This window comes from Enterobacter sp. CGMCC 5087, assembly GCF_003144775.1.
Taxonomy (GTDB): Bacteria; Pseudomonadota; Gammaproteobacteria; order Enterobacterales; family Enterobacteriaceae; genus Enterobacter; species Enterobacter cloacae_M.
Window position 1 is genome coordinate 100305 of sequence record NZ_QFXN01000109.1, and the last position, 21276, is coordinate 121580.

Sequence of the window (21276 nt, forward strand, 5' to 3'; positions counted from 1 at the left end):
TTATGACAATGCAGATGCACTCAATGCCATGGCCTGAATCTCAGGCCATCTTTTTGTCAAAAACCTACCTTTACATGAACATGGATGAGCTGTGCAAAAAGTTACAACGCACCAAAGCATCTATCCAGATGAAGGCCAGCAGCATGGGCCTTTACCGCTGCGGGAAATTAACCATTGACGATCTGCAGCTGATTGAAGCCCTGCTTGATGCTGGTCTTGAGCATGCGGTTATCGCCAGAAAGTTCGAACTCTCCGAGCCTCAGCTAATGAGGGTTCTGGAAACGGGAGCCTTTCATTGCGATATCTGTGCCACGTTCTCCGCGTCCATGCGTTCCTCTTTCTGGAAATTCGACGGAGAGCCGCAAAGGACTTATAGCTGCTGTCCGGCGTGCTGCCGGGCGATGGTTGAAAGCTTTAAAGAAGGACACGACGGGCCGTTGCTGGCACGCAGACGGGAGGATGTATGACCTATCAACTTCACGTCGGGCGCTGCGAGGACATCCTGAAAACGTTGCCGGATAACTCAGTTGACTCAATCGTGACGGATCCGCCGTACGGGCTGAGCTTCATGAACCACAAATGGGATTACGACGTCCCGACTGTTGAGCAGTGGCAGGAATGCCTGCGCGTTCTCAAACCTGGCGGGCATCTTCTGGCGTTTGGCGGTTCCCGAACATATCACCGACTTGTCGTTAATGCAGAGGATGCCGGTTTCGAAATCCGAGACCAAATTCTCTGGATTTACGGCAGCGGCTTCCCCAAGTCGCATAACCTCGATGGTGATTTTGATGGCTGGGGAACGGCTCTGAAGCCTGCGCACGAACCGATCGTCATGGCTCGCAAGCCATTCAAAAAAACGGTGTCGGCGAACATGGCTGAGCACGGCACCGGGGCGATCAATATCAATGCCTGCCGCATCCCTACCGACGAGGCGCTAAATGGCGGTGCTGGCGGTCTGCTTTCACACCAGCGCGATGGTACCGAACCTGTTGCCGATTACGAGCAGGAACCAGAGGGTCGCTGGCCGGCAAACATCATTCACGACGGAAGTGATGTTGTCGTGTCAGCGTTCCCGGATGCGAAAGGCCAGCAAGGCGCGCTTACCGGCAATGAGCCCAGCGCGAAAATGGGAGCGGCGAATTGCTACGGGCAAATGGACCGGCGGCACGAATCAACTCCACGCATCGATAGCAGCAAGAGCGCCGCCCGATTCTTCTACTGCGCCAAGGTCAAACCGAAAGAACGAGACGAAGGCCTCGAGAGATTCATTGCGACGTCAGCCAGCGACATGACCGGAGGCCGCAAAGAAGGGAGCGTCGGCATTAACGATCCGCGCGCCGGTGCCGGGCGTACCAGTGGCGCGAAGAACAACCACCCTACCGTTAAGCCGATCGCTCTGATGAGTTATCTCTGCAGGCTGATTACTCCGCCTGGCGGTACCGTGCTTGATCCGTGGATGGGAAGCGGTAGCACAGGCCGGGCAGCCATCGAGGAAGGGTTTAACTTCATCGGCATCGACCTGAACCCGGATTACGTGACCATTGCTTCTGCGCGAATTGCTCACTCCTTCAAAAAGACGACGGAGGCCGCATGACGCCAGAAACTGACAACGCCATCCGCGCCGCCTGCCGCCGCTGCACCGAGGAAATCCAGCAGGCCATGCGCAAGAAGCCAAAGCCAAACTGGAACGAAACTGTGCCTCCCATCATCAACAAGCAGCACAAGAAAATTGAAGCTCTGGGAGTTAGCCTCCTGGAGTTCGTCGTATACACAGGGCGGCTTAATCGCCGCTTCGGAGTGGAATCGTGAGTGAAGAAATTAAGCCCTGTCCGTTCTGCGGGTGCAAAGCTGAGTGGATGAGCCATCAATTTCAAGGGATTGATTTTGGCGGTTACCAAATAGCTTGCACCAATCCATCATGCCAGGCCACATGCCGATATTCAGGCCAAAAACAAAAGGCGCTTTCAGCATGGAATAACCGGTGCGGAGACAAGCCATGAAAGCACTAATCACCAGGTCGCTAAAGCGGCCTTTTTTATTGCTGGCGTTCACATTCAACCGAATTAACCGACAGTTCAGGGAGCATTGACCATGGCCGATATCATAGATACCGCAGCAGAGATTGAAGAGCTTCAGCGTAACGCTGCCCTTTCCGCTCACCGCATCGACCACAACGCCGTATCAGCTGAGCGTTGTGAAGAATGCGACGAACCAATTCCGGAGCCGCGGCGCGCTGCCGTTCCCGGCTGCCAGACATGCTCGGAGTGCCAAGAAATAAAAGAACATGCGTTTAAACATATTCGATGATCACGTTATGATGAGTAGAGTTTTAATGATTTAAGGATATGAAATGACCGCCATGTCTGTCCAAACATCGCTTGATTTAACTGATGTTCTATCAAAATTTTTTGTTCCATTACTTGTAGCTGCGCTAGCCGCATATTTCTCTACCAAGTTTGCTTTGAATAAGTTCTACAAAGAGAAGTGGTGGGAAAAGAGATTGGAAGCGTTCACAGAAATCATCAATATTGCTTATCGGATTAAGATGAGCAATGACTACTTCCTCCGTTGCGAATATGCTCGAATGGAACCTGGTGAGTCTCGGTTCAAACCACATCCGAAAGAGATCGAAGAGAAGTTAAGAACTGAGTATTGGCTTGATCTTCAAGAGCTTGAAAGAATAGCGCAGTTAGCTGATTTCACATTAACTACCAAAGTCAAAAGCTTGCTCGACGTCTATGTTAATGCCAGAAAGAAAATGATGGATGATTGGTATGAGGATGCTATTGAAAGCTATGAAGCGTCAGAAAAGGACTTCAAACTCTCTGAAAAACTGCTCAGTGATTTAGTCGCTGAAGCTAAGCGAGAATTAAAAATTAACTAAGCACCCAATTAAAATCTCTCATCATTCAACCCGCCTCGGCGGGTTTATTTTTTCCTGATTTCGATTAATCAACACGTCAACGCGGCCTCGCTTATAATGCCTGGCGGCTAAGGAGTTCTCATGGCTAAGCTTCTTAACTTGCAGGAATGGGCTGCTGAGGTCTACACGACTCCCCCATCCCTTTCTACTCTGCGTCGATGGACGCGGGAGGGGCGAATTTATCCAGCGCCGGAGCTTCACGGGAAGGAATATAAGGTTCAGCCTGACGCTATCTACGTGGATCCGCGCAAGAAGAATCTGCGAGCTAAACCGAAACACACCAAACTGCCGTCCGGCGGCACCTTACTGGAGAGACTGACTCATGGCGAAAAGGCCAGTACGTTACGACGCTAACCTGCCCCGTAACCTGACCTATCGTAAAAGAGACAGACTTTACAGCTGGCGCAATCCGGTGACCGGGCAGGAGATATCTCTTGGCCGGATTGATCGCAAGGACGCTGTTGCCCAGGCCATTGAGGCCAACAACTACATCGACCAGAATTACCTTCCCTCTTCTCTACTGGATCGCATAAAAGACGTGCCCACTTTCACAGTGGCTGCATGGCTGGAGCGTTACGAGGTGATTCTCGAGCGGCGCGAGCTGAAACCAAACACGATGAAGGTCAGGCGAAACCAGATCGCCACCATAAAGGAAGAGTTCGGAAAAATACCCCTCGCATCAGTCACCACAAAGGATATCGCCTCATTCCTTGAAGCGTACATTCTCTGTGATAAAAAGAGCATGGCTTCCGGGCTCAGGTCTGTGCTGATGGACATCTTCAGGGAGGCGATTGTGGAAGGACATGTCGACAGGAACCCGGCAGAACCGACGAGAACGCCGACACCGAAAGTTAAGCGAGAACGCTTGCTGCTCGAACAATTCACTGTCATCCGCCAGGCTGCGTTAACTCATTCTGAATGGGCACCAAACGCATGCGATCTGGCACTTGTCACCGGCCAGCGGCGGGAGGATATCTCACTGTTCAGGTTCAGTGACATTAAAGATGGGAGGCTTTTCGTTACGCAGGAGAAAACAGGTCACAAACTGGCACTTCCCCTTGATTTGAGGCTGGACGTCGCCGGGCTTGTGTTGCAGGATGTCATTGATCGATGCCGGGTGAACAACCCTTCCGACTTCATGCTTTACTCTCCGGTCCGCCGCGGGGGAAGAAAGCCGGGGCCGCTAACTCCCGACGGACTCACCCAGGCCTTTGCAGAGATAAGGGATTCGACCGGGTTAAAATTCGGACCCAACCCACCTCCTTTCCATGAGATCAGAAGCCTGGCGAGCAGGCTATATGAAAAGGAGCGCGGAGAAGATTTTGCTCAACGTTTACTCGGCCACAAAAATTTAACAATGACCAAAAAATACCTGGACGCACGCGGTGCAGAGTATGTTATGGTTTAGACAGGATATGGAATATTCGAGTAATTTTCGGGGGATTTCGTGTTGAGACCGGAAAAACCTTTGAGAAACAAATAGATAAAAAGAGACCGAATACGATTCCTGTATTCGGTCCAGGGAAATGGCTCTTGGGAGAGAGCCGTGCGCTAAAAGTTGGCATTAATGCAGGCTAAGTCGCCTTGCCTTTTAAGAATAGATGACGACGCCAGGTTTTCCAGTCCACAGCAAAAGCGGTCGGAAAAAAAGCGTAAGAGCATCATAAAAAGTAAAAAACCGCAGTGCTTTCGCAAGCATCTGCGGTTTTTTATTGGAAACCCGAACGTTAGCAGAGCTTGTCGGCGCGCTCGATAAACGGTGCCAGACTCATTTTTTGTCCCGGGTGTGACGGGTCATCGATCTGAATAATGCTAATCGGCTGGCCGCTGCTCTTGCCGCTGGCTACCTGCTGCTCTGCGGTATCATTCAGTGGGTATTGCACCAGCGTGCTCGGGTTGATCGCATACAGCGCATGGCCTGGACGGCAGGTCAGCATCACCTCTTCGCGATTGAACGCCCATTTGTCCTTACCCACTTCAAAACGACTCACGGTGATAACCTGCGGTGCGGCAAGCGCGCTCCCCGTACAGGCCAGCAATAAGAGAGAAAGTACTGTCTTTTTCATATGATATTTAACCTTGTCAGAAGGGTTCCCAGGTGGCGAACAGACTGACCGTTGCCAGCACCAGCGCTCCCAGCACCACTTCTGCCTGTGTCATCCTGATAAAAATCTGTTGTGCTCGCCCGCTCTCCGGACGAAACCGTGGCACCAGAAAATACCGATTTGCCAGCGCAATTACCACCATCAACGCCACCAGCGCACATTTGAACAACAAAAACTGCACGTAGCCAGCCTGCCAGGGAATATTGAGGCCCAATATCATGAGTGCATTTATCACCCCGGAGAGCAGGACGCCCGCAACGGCATAATGCCCCACGCGCGAGAAGCGCATCATGGTAAAGATGGCGGCATTCTGCCAGCGCCCTTTCGCCAGTCGCATGCAGAACAGCAGGGGCAGTAATCCGCCAAGCCAGGTGGCGGCACAGATCAGGTGAAAAGCATAATTAAGACGCTGTAGCGCCCCCATCGGACCGTCGTTCATCGCCGCGTGCCCTACCCCAGCCAGCAGGATAAGCTGGCCCATTGCGAGCAGCAGCAGACGCGAACCTTTCAGCGGCGCGAGCCATGCGGCGCTGACCGTTATCGCAGCGAGGATCATTTGCCACAGCCAGACGCCGCCAAACCGGGTTCCCATCACGCTGAACCAGACCTGTGGCGCAAACACATCTCCCCAGCCGTTGCCCATCAATCCGCCCTGCAGCAAAAACATCAGGACCGCAGCCGCCAGGCTCACTAAGGCCGCCACTTTCTGTTGCGACTGAAAACGCCGGGACAGCAGACGGTGAAGGGAGGATGGCGCAAACCAGACGCTGTAAAGCGCATTGCCAAACACCAGCATCAGCGCCCCGAAATGGATAAAGCGTAATCCGACATAACACAGCGCCAGCATGCTATTTCACGCTAAAGTGATAGCTGCCTTTGGTTTTATGGCCGTCAACGGAGACCACGTGCCAGTCCACCTGGTAAGTTCCTGCTGCCAGCGTTTGTTCCAGCGGCACGGTAAGCTGAGCTTTGTTCTTTTCGTCGCGCGTAGCGGTTCCCGTTTTGATGACCTGCTTTTGCGCATCCGTTACCACCACACCGCTAAAACCAGGTTCGATACCTTCCGAAAAATTCAGCGTAAGTGCCTGCGGTGCGGTCACCACGCTGTCTGCTGCCGGGACCTGCTGGTTAAGATGCGCATGTGCAAGCACGGAGGGCGTCATCATTGTCGAGGCCACAAAAACCAGTGCGCATACTGCGCGGGAAGCGGAGAAACCCATCCAATCATTCCTTTTTGTTATGTCTGTATGCTAAAGAATAACGCTGTATAATAAACGAGTCGAGGATCATCCTGCCTCCGCTTGTCATCATCGTGCAATCGCGGTAACGTTGCCGCCGCATAAAAAGGAGAAGGTAATGAAGATCAATCTGGCCGCCCTTCCGCAGGACGAGATGGATAAAGTGAATGTCGATCTCGCTGCCGCTGGCGTCGCGTTCAAAGAGCGTTACAACATGCCCATCGTGGCTGAAGTAGTGGAACGGGAACAGCCCGCCCATCTGCGCGACTGGTTCCGCGAAAGACTCATCGCCCACCGTCTTGCTTCGGTCAATCTCTCCCGTTTACCGTACGAGCCTAAAGTTAAATAAGCTTAACGAGTCGTTACACTTCCTTACGCGGAATCTGGCAGGATAAGAAAACCCTGATAAATTTGGGTCTATTCTTAAATCTCTGCGACTCAGTGTATAAGGAAGTCACGATGTCACATTGGAATATAGCGGCAGCCCAGTATGGCGGGCTGCATCAGACCGTAGATGACCATGTTACGCACCACCTGCGCTTCATCGCCGAAGCAGCACGGCAGCGGTGCGATCTGCTGGTTTTCCCTGAGCTCTCATTAACGGGCTCTGGCGCGCCGACGTTACCTCCCCCGCCCGATGACGCGCAGCTTGAGCCGCTGCTCAACGCGGCACATCTACACCAGATTACCGTTATTGCCGGGCTCCCCCTGGAACAGAATGGCCAGCGCCAGAAAGGCCTTGTGCTGTTTTCGCCCGCTCGCCATCGCATTTTGCGCTATCCGCAAGGGCGCGGTGCCAGCCTGGTGCCGGGGGATAAACACCTTAGCATCCTTGATACACATCCCGATTCGCCCAATCTCGATCCCCGGGCAACGCTTGTTACCAGCTGCCAGTCGGTGGGGGATAATCGCTGGCGGCAGTCCATCAGTAACCTGCAGCGCTTCGCGCATAAATATGCCATTGCGGTGCTGATGGCGAACGCCTGCGGCGGCAGCGCGCTGTGGGATGAAAAAGGCCAGCTGGTCGTGCGCGCGGATAAGGGCGAGCTTCTGGTGACCGGCACGCTCGGCGGAGAGGGTTGGCAAGGCGATATCATTCCTTTAGGCTAGGCGTTTTAAGCTCAGGAGTTTTCAATGCTGCGCGTCATCGATACCGAAACTTGCGATCTTCAGGGCGGAATAGTGGAAGTGGCCTCTGTCGACGTGGTTGATGGTAAAATCGTCAACCCCATGAGCCATCTGGTGCGTCCCGATCGCCCCATCAGCCCTCAGGCAATGGCTATCCATCGCATTACCGAATCGATGGTGGCGGATAAGCCGTGGATCGAAGAGATCATACCTCACTACTACGGTAGCCCATGGTACGTCGCGCATAACGCCAGCTTTGACCGCCGGGTGTTGCCTGAAATGCCGGGGGAATGGATTTGCACCATGAAGCTGGCGCGTCGTCTGTGGCCGGGGATTAAATACAGCAATATGGCGCTGTACAAGTCCCGCAAGCTCAGCGTTCGTACCCCAGAGGGGCTTCACCATCACCGCGCCCTGTATGACTGCTATATCACCGCCGCGCTGCTGATTGATATTATGAATATCTCTGGCTGGACGCCGGATGACATGGCGACGATCACCGGACGTCCCGCGCTGCTGACCACGTTTACCTTTGGTAAATATCGCGGGAAGCCGGTGTCCGAGGTGGCGGATAAAGACCCGGGCTATTTGCGCTGGCTGTATAACAACCTCGACAGAATGAGCCCGGAGCTGCGCTTAACGCTAAAACATTATCTTGGCGACGCTTAACGCTCTGCACGGCCTGGCAGCGTTTCCTGCGCCAGGCCTATTAAAAAGGCATATTCCAGAGCAACCCCTTCGTACGATTTAAATCGCCCCGATTTCCCTCCGTGTCCGGAATCCATATCGGTACACAGCAGCAGCAGATTGTTATCGGTTTTCAGCTCACGCAGTTTTGCCACCCATTTTGCCGGCTCCCAGTATTGCACCTGAGAATCATGCAAACCGGTGGTGACCAGCATATGCGGGTAGGCTTTCGCCTCAACGTTATCGTACGGGCTGTACTCTTTCATATAGCGGTAGTACATCTCATCCTGCGGATTTCCCCACTCCTCAAACTCCCCGGTGGTAAGAGGAATGGATTCATCGAGCATGGTCGTGACCACATCGACAAACGGTACCTGCGCGACAATCCCCTTAAAACGGTCGGGACGCTGGTTGATCGCCGCCCCCATCAGCATGCCGCCCGCGCTGCCCCCCATCCCAAAGCAGAGCTGCGGATCGCCGTATCCCTGCTCAATCAGCGCATCGCAGACGTCGAGGTAGTCATTGAAGGTGTTTTTCTTTTTCAGAAATTTCCCGTCTTCATACCAGTTCTGGCCCAGCTCACCGCCGCCGCGAATATGGGCGATGGCGAAAACAAAACCGCGATCGAGCAGGCTTAACCGGCTGCTGCTGAAATCGGCGTCCATGCTTGAGCCATACGAGCCGTAGCCGTACACCAGGATCGGGTTTTTGCCTTTCTGGAAATGAGCACGATGGTAAACAAGAGAGACCGGCACCTCCACGCCATCACGGGCGGTGACCCACAGGTGCTCGCTGCGGTAGTTTTCGGACTCAAACCCTTTTACCTCGGTCTGTTTAATCACCTGGCGCTGCCCGGTATCCATATCCAGCTCAAACAGGGTGTCCGGCGTGGTCATGGAGGAGTAGCCGTAGCGCAACCGCGACGATTCGGGTTCAGGGTTGAATCCAATCCACGTCACGTAGGCCGGATCATCGAACGCAATCCCCATCACTTCCCGGGTTTTACGGTTGATTTGCCGGATACTGGTCAGCCCGCGCTGACGCTCTTCCACCACCAGCCAGTCGGTAAACAGGGTGAACCCTTCCAGCATCACCTGATCCCGCGCGGGGATAAGCACCTCCCACTTGCGCTCATCGCGCACTTTGGTTTTATAGAGACCAAAGTTTTTGCCCTCGCGATTGGAGCGCAAATAAAAGCTGTGCTGGAAGTGATCCAGGCTGTACTCGTGATCCTTGCGGCGCGGCAGGAAACAGAGCGGCTGGGCGTCCGGCAGTTCGGCATCCAGCAGCAGAACTTCCGACGTCGTCGCGCTGGCGAGGAAGATAATCACATAGTGGCGTGAGGAGGTTTTATGCAGGCTGACATAGAACGTTTCGTCTTTCTCTTCATAAACCAGCTCGTCGTCAGCGGAGTCTGTTCCCACGGTATGTCGCCACACCTGGTAAGGCAGCAGCGTCGACGCGTGCTTTTTGACGTAGTAGACCGTCTCGGAATCATTCGCCCAGACAAAATCCGGGGAGACGTTTTCCAGCATTTCCGGATACCAGTTGCCGGTCTCCAGATTGCGAAACCGCAGGCCGTACTGGCGGCGGGAGAGATAATCCTCCGCCAGCGCCATCACCGCGTTGTCAGGGGAAATGGACATGCCGCCCAGGGTATAAAACTCGCTGTGGGCGGCGCGCTGGTTGGCATCGAGCAGAATATCCCACTCATCCCATTCGGCGCTTAACACCGACTGACGCTGGTAGATGGGATACTCATTGCCGGGCTCGTAAATATGGCGATAGCGATAGCCGTTTTTGGTCCAGGGCGCGGAGATATCGCGCTGGGGAATACGCTGCACCATTTCATTCAGGAGCTGGTCCTGAAGCGTCTGCTGGCTGGACATGACCTTGCGGCCATAGTCGTTTTCCTCGTGCAGGTAGTCGAGTACCTCTGGCCGGGAGCGAGAATCGTCCCGCAGCCAGTAATAGTTGTCTATACGCGTATCGCCATGCGTGGTGATCGCATAAGGAGTACGTCGGGCTTTCGGTGGCATGTCATCATTCTTTTAAGTTTTACACCCTATAAGGTTGGCAAAACCCACGCATGATGCAAGCGAAACAGCGTCGCGACGGCGACGGCTATCCCTGTAACGCCTGTTTTTGCTCCCGGATATCCCGCTCAATACCCTCGCGCACGTCCTGAGGGATCTTTAATGCATCGCCGAGAGCGTTAAGGTAGCTGCGCTCCATAAAGTGATCGATATTGATGGCGGCGCAGCTGAGGAAATAGAGCTCCAGCGCCTCTTCCTCATTTTTCACACTTTGCGCAAGACGCTGCGGCTCGAGCGGCTGTTCTATCGCCTGCGCCACCAGCACTCTTCCCTTCTCTTCAACACCGGCCTCGCGCAGCTGCTGCTCGATCGCCGATCGTTCCTTATCGTCAATATGCCCGTCGCTTTTCGCGGCAAAAACCAGCGCAAGAATGAGCCGTTCGGTACGCAGATCCAGCGGCGAGGTGTGCTCGCCGTAATGCGGTTCATCGCTGTGCGCGGTCCGTACCCTGTCCTTGTATTTATTCCACAGCACGGTGCCCGCGATGGCGCCGCCGCCGGCCAGCAGCGCGCCTGTACCATACTTTGCCAGCAGCTTGCGTGAGGATTTATTCGCGACCAGCAGGCCTGCCAGCCCGCCGAGCGCCCCGGGTACCAGCAGTTTGCTGAGGTCCCGTTCGCCAGACGATGTTTTCTGCCCTAACAGGGATTGCAGTTGATTTAACCAGCCAGACATGGTTTCCCTCACTTAACGGTGAACATTTTCCACAGCGTAAGCGAGCGGGTGTCAGGAAATGTCTGGTCGGGCTAAAGATGCGCAAATTTCTGCCCCCTCGTTTAGCCCTGCACAAGACAGACGCAAACGTTTTCGTTTATACTGCGCGCAACTTTTTCAGGGGGATTGTTATGATTCGTTTAGGAACTGCGCTGCGACCTGCGGCGACGCGAGTGATGCTGTTGGGATCGGGCGAGCTGGGGAAAGAGGTCGCCATTGAGTGCCAGCGTTTAGGTGTGGAAGTCATTGCCGTAGACCGTTACGCCGACGCACCCGCCATGCACGTCGCCCATCGTTCTTATGTGATTAACATGCTGGATGGCGATGCCCTTCGCGAGCTGATTACGCGCGAAAAACCCGATTTTGTCGTGCCGGAAATTGAGGCCATCGCCACCGATACGCTGATCGCCCTGGAGCAGGAAGGCCAGCGCGTGGTGCCCTGCGCGAAAGCCGCAAAGCTGACCATGAACCGCGAAGGCATTCGTCGCCTGGCGGCGGAAGAGCTGGGATTGCCCACCTCGAGCTACCGTTTTGCTGGCGATAAGGCCGCGTTCATGCAGGCCGTTGAGGAGATTGGCTACCCGTGCATCGTTAAGCCGGTGATGAGCTCCTCCGGAAAAGGGCAGAGCTTTATTCGCGACAGCGGCACCCTGGATCACGCGTGGGATTATGCCCAGCAGGGCGGCCGTGCCGGAGCCGGTCGCGTAATCGTCGAAGGCGTCGTGAAGTTTGATTTCGAAATCACCCTGTTGACCGTCAGCGCCGTTGACGGCGTCCATTTCTGCGACCCGATTGGCCACCGTCAGGAGGATGGCGATTACCGCGAATCCTGGCAGCCGCAGCAGATGAGCACCCTGGCGCTGGAGCGTGCTCGGGAGATCGCCCGTAAAACCGTCCTGGCGCTGGGCGGCTATGGCCTGTTCGGCGTGGAGCTGTTTGTATGCGGTGATGAGGTAATTTTCAGCGAAGTCTCCCCTCGCCCGCATGACACCGGCATGATCACGCTGATTTCGCAGGATCTCTCCGAGTTCGCCCTGCACGTGCGCGCGTTCCTCGGCTTGCCCGTCGGCGGTGTTCGTCAGTATGGCCCGGCCGCCTCGGCGGTGATCCTGCCGCAGTTAACCAGCCAGAACGTCACGTTTGATAACGTCGACGGGGCGGTGGGTGCAGGATTGCAGGTACGTCTGTTCGGCAAGCCGGAGATCGACGGAACCCGCCGTCTTGGCGTGGCATTAGCCACCGGGGATAACGTTGACGACGCCGTGGCGAGAGCGAAAGCGGCCGCTGCGAGCGTCAAGGTAGAGGGATAAAAAAACGGGCCAAAAGGCCCGTTTTTCATGCGGCGAGTGGCTTACTGCTTCGCGCCTTCAACCGCTTCGCGAGCCAGTTTGGTGATGCGATCCCAGTCGCCCGCCTCCAGCGCATCCGCCGGAACCAGCCATGAACCGCCGATGCACAGCACGCTTTTCAGCGCCAGGTAGTCACGGTAGTTGGCAGGAGAGATACCGCCTGTCGGGCAGAAGCGTACCTGAGAGAAGGGACCCGCAATCGCCTGCAGCGCTTTGGTGCCGCCGTTCGCTTCAGCCGGGAAGAATTTGAACTCTTTCAGACCGTAGTCCATGCCCAGCATCAGTTCAGAGACGGTGCTGATGCCCGGGATCAGCGGAATAGTGCCTTCTGTCGCGGCTTTCAGCAGCGGCTCGGTCAGGCCAGGGCTGATGGCGAACTGCGCGCCCGCTTCGGTCACTTCCGCCAGCTGCTGCGCGTTGAGAACGGTACCCGCACCGATGATGGCGTCCGGCACTTCTTTGGCGATAGCGCGGATAGCATCCATCGCACAGGCGGTGCGCAGGGTCACTTCCAGAACGCGAACGCCGCCCGCAACCAGCGCTTTCGCCATCGGTACAGCGTGCTCCAGCTTGTTTACCACGATAACCGGCACGACAGGGCCAGTGGTCAGGATTGCTTCTGCACTTGTTTTCCAGTTTTTCATCAGAGTTTTCTCTCGCCAGATCGTTAAAATCAAGTCGTCTTAAAACGTAATACAGGTTGCGCCCTGCTCCGCACCGGAGAGTTTCTCACGCAGCGCGCTGAACATTTCGCGTCCGGTCCCCACGCGCGATGCGCTCAGGTCAGGAATATGGGGCTGACGTGCCGCCAGCTCGGCGTCATCCACCAGCAGGGTTAACTCGCCCGTCTGGCCGTTCACGCGGATCATGTCACCGTCGCGTACCTTCGCCAGTAAACCGCCGTCGTAGGCTTCCGGCGTCACGTGGATGGCTGAAGGCACTTTACCGGATGCCCCGGAGAGGCGTCCATCGGTGACTAGCGCAATTTTGAAACGGCGGTCCAATAATACACCAAGTGGTGGCATAAGTTTATGTAATTCTGGCATCCCGTTAGCTTTAGGCCCCTGGTGACGCACCACCACTACGCAGTCTTTATCAAGCAGACCGGCGTCAAAGGCAGGTAATACGTCGTGCTGGCTTTCAAACACCACCGCCGGCGCTTCGATAACCTGGTTCTCTTCCGGTACGGCAGAGGTCTTCATTACCGCACGACCGAGGTTGCCGCTCAGCACTTTGGTGCCGCCATGAGGAGAGAACGGTTTGTCGATCGTAGCAATCACCTGCGCATCAAGGGACGCGCTCGCCCCTTCACGCCAGTCCAGCTCGCCGTTGTTCAGCCACGGCTCCTGGGTGTAGCGCTGAAGGCCAAAGCCCGCCACGGTATTTACGTCTTCATGCAGCAGTCCGCCCTTCAGCAGCTCGCGCATCAGCAGCGGTACGCCGCCTGCAGCCTGGAAGTGGTTAATATCCGCCGGACCGTTCGGGTACAGGCGCGCCATCAGCGGCACTACAGAAGAGATCTCGGAGAAGTCATCCCAGTTAATCAGAATGCCCGCCGCACGCGCCATGGCCACCAGATGCATGGTGTGGTTGGTTGAGCCCCCGGTTGCCAGCAGCGCGACAATACCGTTAACAATGACTTTTTCGTCAACCATTTTACCCATCGGCATCCATTCGTTGCCGTTGCCGGTCAGACGCGTGACCTGACGGGCCGCGGCCTCGGTCAGCGCCTTGCGCAGCGGTGCATCCGGCTGGATGAAGGACGAGCCCGGAAGCTGCATCCCCATAAATTCCACCACCATCTGGTTTGTGTTAGCCGTACCGTAGAACGTACAGGTCCCCGGCGCATGATAGGACGCAGCTTCCGCCTCCAGCAGCGCCTGACGGTCTGCTTTGCCTTCCGCGTACAGCTGGCGGATACGCACTTTTTCTTTGTTCGGCAGACCGCTCGCCATTGGGCCGGACGGGACGAAGATCGCAGGCAGATGCCCAAACGACAGCGCCGCCATCACCAGGCCCGGGACAATCTTGTCGCACACGCCGAGGTACAGCGCGCCATCAAACATATTGTGTGACAGGCCCACCGCGGCAGACATCGCAATCACTTCGCGGCTCAGCAGGGACAGCTCCATACCGTCCTGCCCCTGCGTCACGCCGTCGCACATGGCAGGTACGCCGCCCGCCACCTGGCCCACCGCATTTACGCTGTGCAGCGCGTTACGGATGATAGTGGGATAGACCTCATAGGGCTGGTGGGCGGAAAGCATATCGTTATAGGAGGTAATAATGGCGATATTGTTACGCAACATGCTTTTCAGCGACGCTTTATCATCAGGCTGGCAGGCGGCGAAGCCGTGCGCCAGGTTCCCGCAGGCCAGCTGAGATCGGTGGACGGTGCTGCTCTTTGCCTGTTCAATCCGGGCGAGGTAGGCCGAACGGGTCTCTTTCGAGCGCTCGATAATGCGCTGTGTTACGCGTAACAATGTCGGATTCATAAAAGCTCCTCTAAATTATCTGTCCGGCTCGGGAGTTTACAAAGTCGCTGGCAGTTGTTAACAACGCTGAAACGCTTGCTGTCCGGAGCTCAGGGGCAAAATCACTTCCGGCAGTGTAATAAAAAAAGCTCCGCGGGTGAATCCACGCGGAGCTTAAAAGTTGAAAATTGTGCCACTAGCTGTGTTAGATCATGTTACCGGTAAAATAACACTTTCGAGCTAGAGGATTATCTTACTCAAACTCGTTCCAGGAGCGGCCATCGCGGGTAATCATCGCCACCGACGCGACAGGTCCCCAGGTACCCGCCTGATACGGTTTTGGCGCATCCTGATCGGCCGCCCAGGCTTCGGTGATGGAGTCGACCCATTTCCACGCCTCTTCCACTTCGTCGCGACGCACGAACAGCGCCTGGATACCGCGCATGGTTTCCAGCAACAGACGCTCGTAAGCATCGGCCAGGTGCGTCTGGTTGAAGGTTTCGGAGTAGCTCAGATCCAGCTTGGTGGTCTGCAGGTTGTGTTTATGATCCAGCCCCGGCACTTTGTTCAGGATCTGGATATCCACCCCTTCGTCCGGCTGCAGACGAATGGTCAGTTTGTTCTGCGGCAGTTCCTGCCAGGACTCTTTGAACAGGTTCAGTTCCGGGTTTTTGAAGTAAACAACCACTTCGGAACATTTGGCCGGCAGACGTTTACCGGTGCGCAGGTAGAACGGAACGCCCGCCCAGCGCCAGTCGTCGATATCCACGCGGATCGCCACGAACGTCTCGGTGTTGCTGGACTTGTTCGCGCCCTCTTCTTCCAGGTAGCCCGGCACTTTTTTGCCTTGCGCAAACCCGGCGGTGTACTGACCGCGGACGGTCTTCTCACGCACGTTGGAGCGGTCGATGCGGCGCAGTGACTTCAGCACTTTCACTTTTGCGTCACGGATGCTGTCAGCCGTCAGGTCAGACGGTGGAGACATGGCAATCATGCACAGAATTTGCAGCAGGTGGTTCTGGATCATGTCGCGCATCTGGCCGGCCTGGTCAAAGTAACCCCAGCGACCTTCAATCCCCACCTCTTCCGCCACGGTGATTTCCACGTGGTCGATAGTGCGGTTGTCCCAGTTATTCACAAACAGGGAGTTAGCGAAACGCAGCGCCAGCAGGTTCAGAACGGTCTCTTTACCGAGATAGTGGTCAATGCGGTAGACCTGGCACTCTTCAAAGAACTCGCCCACCTGGTCGTTGATTTCACGCGAGGTTGCCAGCGACGTACCCAGCGGCTTCTCCATCACGACGCGCGCCGGTTTGGCGTTCAGTTTGGCTTCGCCCAGACCTTTGCAAATGGCGCCGAAGGTGCTTGGCGGCATGGCGAAATAGTTAATGGTGACACGGTTTTTCTGATCCAACATCGCGCCTAAGCGGGTAAACGCGCTGACGTCATTCACGTCCAGGTTGCAGAAATCGAGGCGTCCACTCAGGGTATCCCACAAACTTTCATCAATTTTTTCTTTCATGAAAGTTTCGAGCGCCTCGCGGACGACTTTGGTATAAGCGTCCTTGTCCCAGTCGGCGCGCCCGACACCCAGGATACGGGTATCCGGATGAATTTGGCCCGCTTTCTCCAGTTGATACAGGGAAGGCAGCAATTTTCGGCGTGCAAGGTCGCCTTTCGCGCCGAAAATGACCAGGTCACATGCCTGGGCTGTTTGCGTTACCGCCATGTCATTCTCCTCAGTTGGATCACCTGGTACTTCTGCCAGGTATCGTTGTAATTTTATTACAATGCACTGTACTGCTTTTACGTCATTCCCGAAACCATTAGCGCTTATCGTCGCGTGCGATACCGCGATTTTTCACCATCTGGGTGATTACGACGGCGTAATGACGCAACAACCGCCGTTTCTTTGCGCAACAGGGTCACAGCAAAACCCGACACCGATCAAGTAATGAAAAAAAACAACAACATTATCTTGTCGATTGTTACCCTTAATGGAAGCCACAGGGGTAATATCGGCTAAATCGAATCACGATTTCATCAATTTATGAAATCGTTTACACCCATGAGCATCCTGTTAACATGAACATGCTGGAAAAAATCCAGTTTCAACTGGAACACCTTAGCAAATCCGAGCGAAAAGTGGCCGAGGTCATTCTCGCCTCTCCCGCTCAGGCGATTCATTCAAGCATCGCCGCTCTGGCACAGGAAGCGGGTGTTAGCGAACCCACGGTCAATCGCTTTTGCCGTAGCCTGGAAACGCGCGGCTTTCCTGATTTTAAACTGCATCTGGCACAAAGTCTGGCTAACGGCACCCCATATGTTAATCGTAATGTGGATGAAGACGACAGCGTTGATGCCTATACCGCGAAAATTTTTGAATCGGCCATGGCTTCGCTTGACCACGTGCGCCAGTCTCTGGACATGAGTTCCGTGAATCGCGCGGTGGATTTGCTCACCCAGGCCAAGCGGATTGCGTTCTTTGGTCTCGGGTCGTCGGCAGCCGTGGCGCATGACGCCATGAACAAATTTTTCCGCTTTAACGTGCCGGTTATTTATTCCGATGACATTGTGCTGCAACGCATGAGCTGTATGAATTGCAGTGAAGATGACGTCGTGGTACTGATTTCGCACACCGGCCGCACCAAGAGTCAGGTAGAGCTGGCACAGCTGGCCCGTGAAAACGATGCCATGGTGATTGCCCTCACCACGGCAGGCACGCCGCTGGCGCGTGAGGCGACGCTGGCGATCACCCTCGACGTGCCGGAAGACACCGACATTTATATGCCGATGGTTTCCCGACTGGCGCAGCTTACCGTGATTGACGTGCTGGCAACCGGTTTTACCTTACGTCGGGGCGCAAAATTCCGGGATAACTTGAAGCGGGTCAAGGAAGCGCTGAAGGAATCGCGTTTTGATAAAGAATTGCTTATAAAGAGCGATGTTCCCTGATAGTTGATAACGAAGACGTAACCAATAATTACGATGTAACGATTTACGGCATTCGGTCCACTCTCCGCTGCCTTGCAGCAGATGAAGGCCGATTCAATGTTCACGCAACACCAAAGTTGTTTCAGTCAACGGAGTATTACATGTCCAGAAGGCTTCGCAGAACCAAGATCGTAACCACCTTAGGCCCGGCCACCGATCGCGATAATAATCTTGAGAAAATTATCGCCGCCGGCGCCAACGTGGTGCGTATGAACTTCTCTCACGGTACGCCAGAAGACCATAAGTTACGTGCCGATAAAGTGCGTGAAATCGCAGCCAAACTGGGCCGCCACGTTGCTATCCTCGGCGATTTGCAGGGTCCAAAAATCCGCGTATCGACCTTTAAAGAGGGTAAAGTTTTCCTCAATATCGGCGACAAATTCCTGCTGGATGCCAACCTGGGCAAAGGCGAAGGCGATAAAGAGAAAGTCGGTATCGACTATAAAGGCCTGCCGGCTGACGTTGTGCCAGGCGATATCCTGCTGCTCGACGACGGTCGCGTACAGCTGAAGGTGCTGGAAGTTCAGGGCATGAAAGTGTTCACCGAAGTCACCGTCGGCGGCCCGCTTTCCAACAATAAAGGCATCAACAAACTGGGCGGCGGCCTCTCTGCAGAAGCGCTTACCGATAAAGACAAAGCGGACATCGTCACTGCCGCGCTGATCGGCGTTGACTACCTGGCGGTCTCCTTCCCGCGCTGCGGCGAAGATCTGAACTATGCGCGTCGCCTGGCTCGTGATGCAGGCTGCGATGCTAAAATCGTCGCGAAAGTTGAACGCGCGGAAGCCGTTTGCGATCAGGATGCCATGGACGATGTGATCCTCGCATCCGACGTGGTGATGGTTGCGCGTGGAGACCTGGGCGTGGAAATTGGCGACCCTGAGCTGGTAGGGATCCAGAAAGCGCTGATTCGTCGCGCACGTCAGCTGAACCGCGCGGTGATCACCGCCACTCAAATGATGGAATCGATGATCACCAACCCAATGCCAACCCGTGCAGAAGTTATGGACGTGGCTAACGCCGTGCTGGACGGTACCGATGCGGTGATGCTCTCTGCGGAAACCGCTGCAGGCCAGTATCCGGCAGAAACCGTGGCCGCCATGGCGCGCGTCTGCCTGGGCGCTGAAAAGATCCCAAGCATCAACGTTTCTAAACACCGTCTGGACGTGCAGTTCGACAACGTGGAAGAAGCGATAGCGATGTCTGCGATGTACGCGGCAAACCATCTGAAGGGCGTTACCGCGATCATCACCATGACCGAATCTGGCCGCACCGCGCTGATGACCTCTCGTATCAGCTCTGGTCTGCCGATCTTCGCCATGTCCCGTCACGAACGTACGCTGAACCTGACCGCGCTGTACCGCGGCGTGACGCCGGTTCACTTCGACAGCACCAATGACGGCGTAGCTGCGGCGCACGATGCCGTAAACCTGCTGCGCGACAAAGGCTATCTGGTGTCCGGTGATATCGTCATTGTGACCCAGGGCGACGTGATGAGCACCATCGGCTCAACCAACACCACGCGCGTTATGACCGTCGAGTAATAACGTCTGTGTTAAAAAGCCCTCTCCAGATGGAGAGGGCTTTTTTTATTTCCTCGGATAAAGCTCTTTACGTTTATAGGGCTCTGTTTCACCCGGTTTCCGCGTTTTAAGCAGCTTCAGTATCCACGTATACTGTTCGGCATGCGGCCCCACCAGTATCTCCACCTCTTCGTTCATTCGACGCGCGATCGTGTGGTCGTCTGCGGTCAGCAGATCATCCATCGGCGGACGAACCTCAATACTCAAGCGATGCGTTTTCCCGTCATAGACCGGGAACAGCGGGATCACTCGGGCACGACAGACTTTCATCAGGCGGCCAATCGCGGGGAGCGTCGCTTTATAGGTCGCAAAGAAATCGACAAACTCGCTGTGCTCGGGGCCGTGGTCCTGATCCGGCAGATAGTATCCCCAGTACCCCTGACGCACCGAGTGAATGAAGGGCTTAATGCCATCGTTACGCGCATGCAAACGTCCGCCAAAACGACGGCGCACCGTATTCCAGACAAAATCGTAGATTTTATTTCCCTGGTTATGGAACATCGCCGCCATTTTCTGGCCCTGAGACGCCATCAGCATCGCCGGAATATCAACACCCCAGCCGTGGGGGACAAGGAAAATGACTTTCTCGTCGTTGCGGCGCATCTCCTCGATGATGTCCAGCCCTTTCCAGTCAACGCGATCGACGATTTTATCCGGCCCTTTCAGCGCCAGTTCAGCCATCATCGCCATTGCCTGCGGGGCGGTGGTATACATCTCATCAATGATTGCCTCGCGCTCGGCGTCGCTTTTCTCAGGAAAACAGTAGTAAAGGTTGATCTGCGCGCGGCGGCGGGCGCTCTTGCCCAAACGCCCGGCCAGACGGCCAATTTTACCGAGAACGGGATCGCGAACAGAGGCAGGCAGCATCGCCATCCCCGCAAAGGCGTAAACACCAAGCCAGGCGCCCCAGTTGCGCGGATGGCGGAAGGATTTTTCAAACTCAGGAATGTATTCAATATTGTTTTTTTTGGTTTCCATGCTGGATCCAGGGTCTGATGACGCAAAATTTTATTCAGATAGTGTAGCGAGGCAGTCGTCCACGCACAAAAGAAAAAGCCGGCGTCAGTGTGCGCCGGCTTTTTTAACAAAAACAGAGGGCTTAGTTTAAGCTCAGCTGCGGCATCACCTCTTTCACCTGCGCCAGATAATCAGTACGATCTTTACCTGTCAGGCCTTCGGTACGCGGCAGTTTCGCCGTCAGCGGGTTCACGGCCTGTTGGTTGATCCACACTTCATAGTGCAGGTGCGGGCCGGTAGAGCGCCCGGTATTGCCGGAGATCGCGATACGGTCACCACGCTTCACCTTCTGGCCCGGTTTGACCAGCAGCTTACGCAGGTGCATGTAGCGGGTCGTATAAGTGCGGCCATGACGTACCGCGACATAATATCCGGCGGCACCGCTACGCTTGGCCACCACCACTTCACCATCTCCAACCGCCAGTACCGGCGTGCCCTGCGGCATGGCAAAGTCAACGCCACGGTGCGGCGCAACGCGCCCGGTTACCGGGTTCAGACGACGCGGGTTAAAGTTAGAGGAGACGCGGAACTGTTTTGCCGTCGGGAAGCGCAGGAAGCCTTTTGCAAGGCCCGTACCGGTACGGTCATAGAACTTACCGTCTTCGGCACGAATCGCGTAGTAATCTTTGCCCTCGGAGCGCAGACGTACGCCCAGCAGCTGGCTTTGCTCGCGCTTGCCGTCCAGCATTTCGCGAGACATCAGGACGGAGAACTCATCGCCCTTCTTCAGCTTGCGGAAATCCATCTGCCACTGCATGGCTTTGATCACCGAGCTGATTTCAGCGCTGGTCAGGCCTGCATCGCGCGCGCTGGAGACAAAGCTCGCGCCCACGGTGCCTTTCAGAACGCTGTTAACCCAGTCACCCTTCTGCATTTCGCTGGTCATCTTGAAACCGTTTGCAGTGCGATCGTAGGTGCGGGTTTCGCGGCGGGACATTTCCCAGGTCAGACGCTGGAGATCGCCATC

24 protein-coding genes are annotated in these 21276 nt (G+C 55.4%); 14 read left to right on the forward strand and 10 right to left on the reverse strand.

The window, feature by feature from the left end; translation table 11 throughout:
* Window positions 1-2: 2 nt before the first annotated feature.
* The 8 genes from DEO48_RS10770 to DEO48_RS10805 all read left to right on the forward strand — a co-directional run bounded on the left by DEO48_RS10770 (window position 3) and on the right by DEO48_RS10805 (window position 4331).
* A complete protein-coding gene (locus DEO48_RS10770; RefSeq protein WP_109845149.1) occupies window positions 3-467 on the forward strand; it encodes a hypothetical protein in 465 nt (154 codons plus the stop codon).
* Complete coding sequence (locus DEO48_RS10775) at window positions 464-1594, forward strand: site-specific DNA-methyltransferase (RefSeq protein ID WP_109845150.1); 1131 nt, start codon at window positions 464-466, stop codon at window positions 1592-1594. The genes DEO48_RS10770 and DEO48_RS10775 overlap by 4 nt, the downstream gene beginning before the upstream one ends.
* Window positions 1591-1809 carry a hypothetical protein gene (locus tag DEO48_RS10780; RefSeq protein ID WP_109845151.1) on the forward strand — a complete coding sequence of 73 codons (219 nt, stop codon included), beginning with the start codon at window positions 1591-1593 and terminating at the stop codon, window positions 1807-1809. Before DEO48_RS10775 ends, DEO48_RS10780 begins: the two co-directional genes overlap by 4 nt.
* Window positions 1810-1856: 47 nt before the next feature.
* The gene (locus DEO48_RS27385; RefSeq protein WP_353887726.1) at window positions 1857-2000 is read left to right on the forward strand and encodes a hypothetical protein; all 144 of its coding nucleotides are present in this window, start codon (window positions 1857-1859) and stop codon (window positions 1998-2000) included.
* A 91-nt stretch (window positions 2001-2091) separates the two neighbouring features.
* Window positions 2092-2307 carry a TraR/DksA family transcriptional regulator gene (locus DEO48_RS10790; protein ID WP_109845153.1) on the forward strand — a complete coding sequence of 72 codons (216 nt, stop codon included), beginning with the start codon at window positions 2092-2094 and terminating at the stop codon, window positions 2305-2307.
* Window positions 2308-2350: 43 nt separating this feature from the next.
* Window positions 2351-2884 (forward strand): hypothetical protein, encoded by a 534-nt coding sequence (locus DEO48_RS10795; RefSeq protein ID WP_109845154.1) that lies wholly within the window; start codon window positions 2351-2353, stop codon window positions 2882-2884.
* Between the two features lie 120 nt (window positions 2885-3004).
* Window positions 3005-3277: an excisionase gene (locus DEO48_RS10800; RefSeq protein ID WP_023300430.1), complete on the forward strand. Its 273-nt coding sequence runs from the start codon at window positions 3005-3007 to the stop codon at window positions 3275-3277.
* Window positions 3246-4331 (forward strand): tyrosine-type recombinase/integrase, encoded by a 1086-nt coding sequence (locus tag DEO48_RS10805; RefSeq protein ID WP_109845155.1) that lies wholly within the window; start codon window positions 3246-3248, stop codon window positions 4329-4331. The genes DEO48_RS10800 and DEO48_RS10805 overlap by 32 nt, the downstream gene beginning before the upstream one ends.
* Before the next feature lie 319 nt (window positions 4332-4650).
* Here DEO48_RS10805 and DEO48_RS10810 read toward each other — a convergent pair whose 3' ends face one another.
* Genes DEO48_RS10810 through yobA form a run of 3 tightly spaced genes read right to left on the reverse strand, consistent with a single transcriptional unit; the run spans window position 4651 to window position 6248 of the window.
* Window positions 4651-4989, reverse strand: coding sequence for a YebY family protein (locus DEO48_RS10810; protein ID WP_039263646.1), 339 nt, complete (start codon window positions 4987-4989; stop codon window positions 4651-4653).
* Window positions 4990-5005: 16 nt separating this feature from the next.
* Window positions 5006-5875: a copper homeostasis membrane protein CopD gene (gene copD, locus DEO48_RS10815; protein WP_109845156.1), complete on the reverse strand. Its 870-nt coding sequence runs from the start codon at window positions 5873-5875 to the stop codon at window positions 5006-5008.
* A 1-nt stretch (window position 5876) separates the two neighbouring features.
* Entirely contained in the window at window positions 5877-6248 is a 372-nt protein-coding gene (gene yobA, locus DEO48_RS10820; RefSeq protein WP_109845157.1) for a CopC domain-containing protein YobA, read from the reverse strand.
* Window positions 6249-6384: 136 nt separating this feature from the next.
* Between yobA and DEO48_RS10825 the strand changes: the two genes are divergently transcribed.
* The 3 genes from DEO48_RS10825 to exoX all read left to right on the forward strand — a co-directional run bounded on the left by DEO48_RS10825 (window position 6385) and on the right by exoX (window position 8063).
* On the forward strand, window positions 6385-6615 hold the full coding sequence (locus tag DEO48_RS10825; RefSeq protein ID WP_013096102.1) for a DNA polymerase III subunit theta: 231 nt from the start codon (window positions 6385-6387) through the stop codon (window positions 6613-6615).
* Window positions 6616-6725: 110 nt separating this feature from the next.
* Window positions 6726-7376 (forward strand): carbon-nitrogen hydrolase family protein, encoded by a 651-nt coding sequence (locus DEO48_RS10830; protein WP_109845158.1) that lies wholly within the window; start codon window positions 6726-6728, stop codon window positions 7374-7376.
* A 24-nt stretch (window positions 7377-7400) separates the two neighbouring features.
* Window positions 7401-8063 (forward strand): exodeoxyribonuclease X, encoded by a 663-nt coding sequence (exoX, locus tag DEO48_RS10835; RefSeq protein ID WP_010432611.1) that lies wholly within the window; start codon window positions 7401-7403, stop codon window positions 8061-8063.
* Here the strand turns inward: exoX and ptrB are convergent.
* Window positions 8060-10120, reverse strand: a complete 2061-nt coding sequence (gene ptrB / locus DEO48_RS10840; protein WP_109845159.1) for an oligopeptidase B — start codon at window positions 10118-10120, stop codon at window positions 8060-8062. The genes exoX and ptrB overlap by 4 nt on opposite strands.
* A gap of 85 nt (window positions 10121-10205) precedes the next feature.
* Window positions 10206-10853, reverse strand: a complete 648-nt coding sequence (locus DEO48_RS10845) for a tellurite resistance TerB family protein (RefSeq protein ID WP_109845160.1) — start codon at window positions 10851-10853, stop codon at window positions 10206-10208.
* 170 nt (window positions 10854-11023) lie between these two features.
* On the opposite strand from DEO48_RS10845, the gene purT reads away from it, so the two are divergent.
* Window positions 11024-12202: a formate-dependent phosphoribosylglycinamide formyltransferase gene (gene purT / locus DEO48_RS10850; RefSeq protein WP_109845164.1), complete on the forward strand. Its 1179-nt coding sequence runs from the start codon at window positions 11024-11026 to the stop codon at window positions 12200-12202.
* A gap of 41 nt (window positions 12203-12243) precedes the next feature.
* On the opposite strand, the gene kdgA is transcribed toward purT, so the two are convergent.
* From kdgA to zwf, 3 genes are all read right to left on the reverse strand, one after another.
* Window positions 12244-12885 carry a bifunctional 4-hydroxy-2-oxoglutarate aldolase/2-dehydro-3-deoxy-phosphogluconate aldolase gene (gene kdgA / locus DEO48_RS10855; protein WP_014884307.1) on the reverse strand — a complete coding sequence of 214 codons (642 nt, stop codon included), beginning with the start codon at window positions 12883-12885 and terminating at the stop codon, window positions 12244-12246.
* Window positions 12886-12924: 39 nt separating this feature from the next.
* Entirely contained in the window at window positions 12925-14736 is a 1812-nt protein-coding gene (gene edd, locus DEO48_RS10860; protein ID WP_045404461.1) for a phosphogluconate dehydratase, read from the reverse strand.
* Between the two features lie 232 nt (window positions 14737-14968).
* On the reverse strand, window positions 14969-16444 hold the full coding sequence (gene zwf / locus DEO48_RS10865; RefSeq protein ID WP_023312228.1) for a glucose-6-phosphate dehydrogenase: 1476 nt from the start codon (window positions 16442-16444) through the stop codon (window positions 14969-14971).
* A gap of 356 nt (window positions 16445-16800) precedes the next feature.
* On the opposite strand from zwf, the gene DEO48_RS10870 reads away from it, so the two are divergent.
* Together DEO48_RS10870 and pyk are read left to right on the forward strand one after the other, a co-directional pair.
* Entirely contained in the window at window positions 16801-17670 is an 870-nt protein-coding gene (locus DEO48_RS10870) for a MurR/RpiR family transcriptional regulator (RefSeq protein WP_023312229.1), read from the forward strand.
* A gap of 140 nt (window positions 17671-17810) precedes the next feature.
* Window positions 17811-19253, forward strand: a complete 1443-nt coding sequence (gene pyk / locus DEO48_RS10875) for a pyruvate kinase (protein ID WP_008500455.1) — start codon at window positions 17811-17813, stop codon at window positions 19251-19253.
* Between the two features lie 45 nt (window positions 19254-19298).
* Here the strand turns inward: pyk and lpxM are convergent, their stop codons facing one another.
* Both lpxM and mepM read right to left on the reverse strand, forming a co-directional pair.
* Window positions 19299-20270, reverse strand: a complete 972-nt coding sequence (gene lpxM, locus DEO48_RS10880) for a lauroyl-Kdo(2)-lipid IV(A) myristoyltransferase (protein WP_109845161.1) — start codon at window positions 20268-20270, stop codon at window positions 19299-19301.
* Between the two features lie 121 nt (window positions 20271-20391).
* Window positions 20392-21276, reverse strand: an 885-nt coding sequence (gene mepM, locus DEO48_RS10885; RefSeq protein WP_109845162.1) for a murein DD-endopeptidase MepM, incomplete at its 5' end; no start/stop codon positions are given.

Excerpts from the sequence above, each read along its gene's own strand:
- DEO48_RS10770 (WP_109845149.1), top strand. The coding sequence starts at position 3 with ATGACAATGCAGATGCACTCAATGCCATGGCCTGAATCTCAGGCCATC.
- DEO48_RS10775 (WP_109845150.1), top strand. The coding sequence starts at position 464 with ATGACCTATCAACTTCACGTCGGGCGCTGCGAGGACATCCTGAAAACG.
- DEO48_RS10780 (WP_109845151.1), top strand. The coding sequence starts at position 1,591 with ATGACGCCAGAAACTGACAACGCCATCCGCGCCGCCTGCCGCCGCTGC.
- DEO48_RS27385 (WP_353887726.1), top strand. The coding sequence starts at position 1,857 with ATGAGCCATCAATTTCAAGGGATTGATTTTGGCGGTTACCAAATAGCT.
- DEO48_RS10790 (WP_109845153.1), top strand. The coding sequence starts at position 2,092 with ATGGCCGATATCATAGATACCGCAGCAGAGATTGAAGAGCTTCAGCGT.
- DEO48_RS10795 (WP_109845154.1), top strand. The coding sequence starts at position 2,351 with ATGACCGCCATGTCTGTCCAAACATCGCTTGATTTAACTGATGTTCTA.
- DEO48_RS10800 (WP_023300430.1), top strand. The coding sequence starts at position 3,005 with ATGGCTAAGCTTCTTAACTTGCAGGAATGGGCTGCTGAGGTCTACACG.
- DEO48_RS10805 (WP_109845155.1), top strand. The coding sequence starts at position 3,246 with ATGGCGAAAAGGCCAGTACGTTACGACGCTAACCTGCCCCGTAACCTG.
- DEO48_RS10810 (WP_039263646.1), bottom strand. The coding sequence starts at position 4,989 with ATGAAAAAGACAGTACTTTCTCTCTTATTGCTGGCCTGTACGGGGAGC.
- copD (WP_109845156.1), bottom strand. The coding sequence starts at position 5,875 with ATGCTGGCGCTGTGTTATGTCGGATTACGCTTTATCCATTTCGGGGCG.
- yobA (WP_109845157.1), bottom strand. The coding sequence starts at position 6,248 with ATGGGTTTCTCCGCTTCCCGCGCAGTATGCGCACTGGTTTTTGTGGCC.
- DEO48_RS10825 (WP_013096102.1), top strand. The coding sequence starts at position 6,385 with ATGAAGATCAATCTGGCCGCCCTTCCGCAGGACGAGATGGATAAAGTG.
- DEO48_RS10830 (WP_109845158.1), top strand. The coding sequence starts at position 6,726 with ATGTCACATTGGAATATAGCGGCAGCCCAGTATGGCGGGCTGCATCAG.
- exoX (WP_010432611.1), top strand. The coding sequence starts at position 7,401 with ATGCTGCGCGTCATCGATACCGAAACTTGCGATCTTCAGGGCGGAATA.
- ptrB (WP_109845159.1), bottom strand. The coding sequence starts at position 10,120 with ATGCCACCGAAAGCCCGACGTACTCCTTATGCGATCACCACGCATGGC.
- DEO48_RS10845 (WP_109845160.1), bottom strand. The coding sequence starts at position 10,853 with ATGTCTGGCTGGTTAAATCAACTGCAATCCCTGTTAGGGCAGAAAACA.
- purT (WP_109845164.1), top strand. The coding sequence starts at position 11,024 with ATGATTCGTTTAGGAACTGCGCTGCGACCTGCGGCGACGCGAGTGATG.
- kdgA (WP_014884307.1), bottom strand. The coding sequence starts at position 12,885 with ATGAAAAACTGGAAAACAAGTGCAGAAGCAATCCTGACCACTGGCCCT.
- edd (WP_045404461.1), bottom strand. The coding sequence starts at position 14,736 with ATGAATCCGACATTGTTACGCGTAACACAGCGCATTATCGAGCGCTCG.
- zwf (WP_023312228.1), bottom strand. The coding sequence starts at position 16,444 with ATGGCGGTAACGCAAACAGCCCAGGCATGTGACCTGGTCATTTTCGGC.
- DEO48_RS10870 (WP_023312229.1), top strand. The coding sequence starts at position 16,801 with ATGAACATGCTGGAAAAAATCCAGTTTCAACTGGAACACCTTAGCAAA.
- pyk (WP_008500455.1), top strand. The coding sequence starts at position 17,811 with ATGTCCAGAAGGCTTCGCAGAACCAAGATCGTAACCACCTTAGGCCCG.
- lpxM (WP_109845161.1), bottom strand. The coding sequence starts at position 20,270 with ATGGAAACCAAAAAAAACAATATTGAATACATTCCTGAGTTTGAAAAA.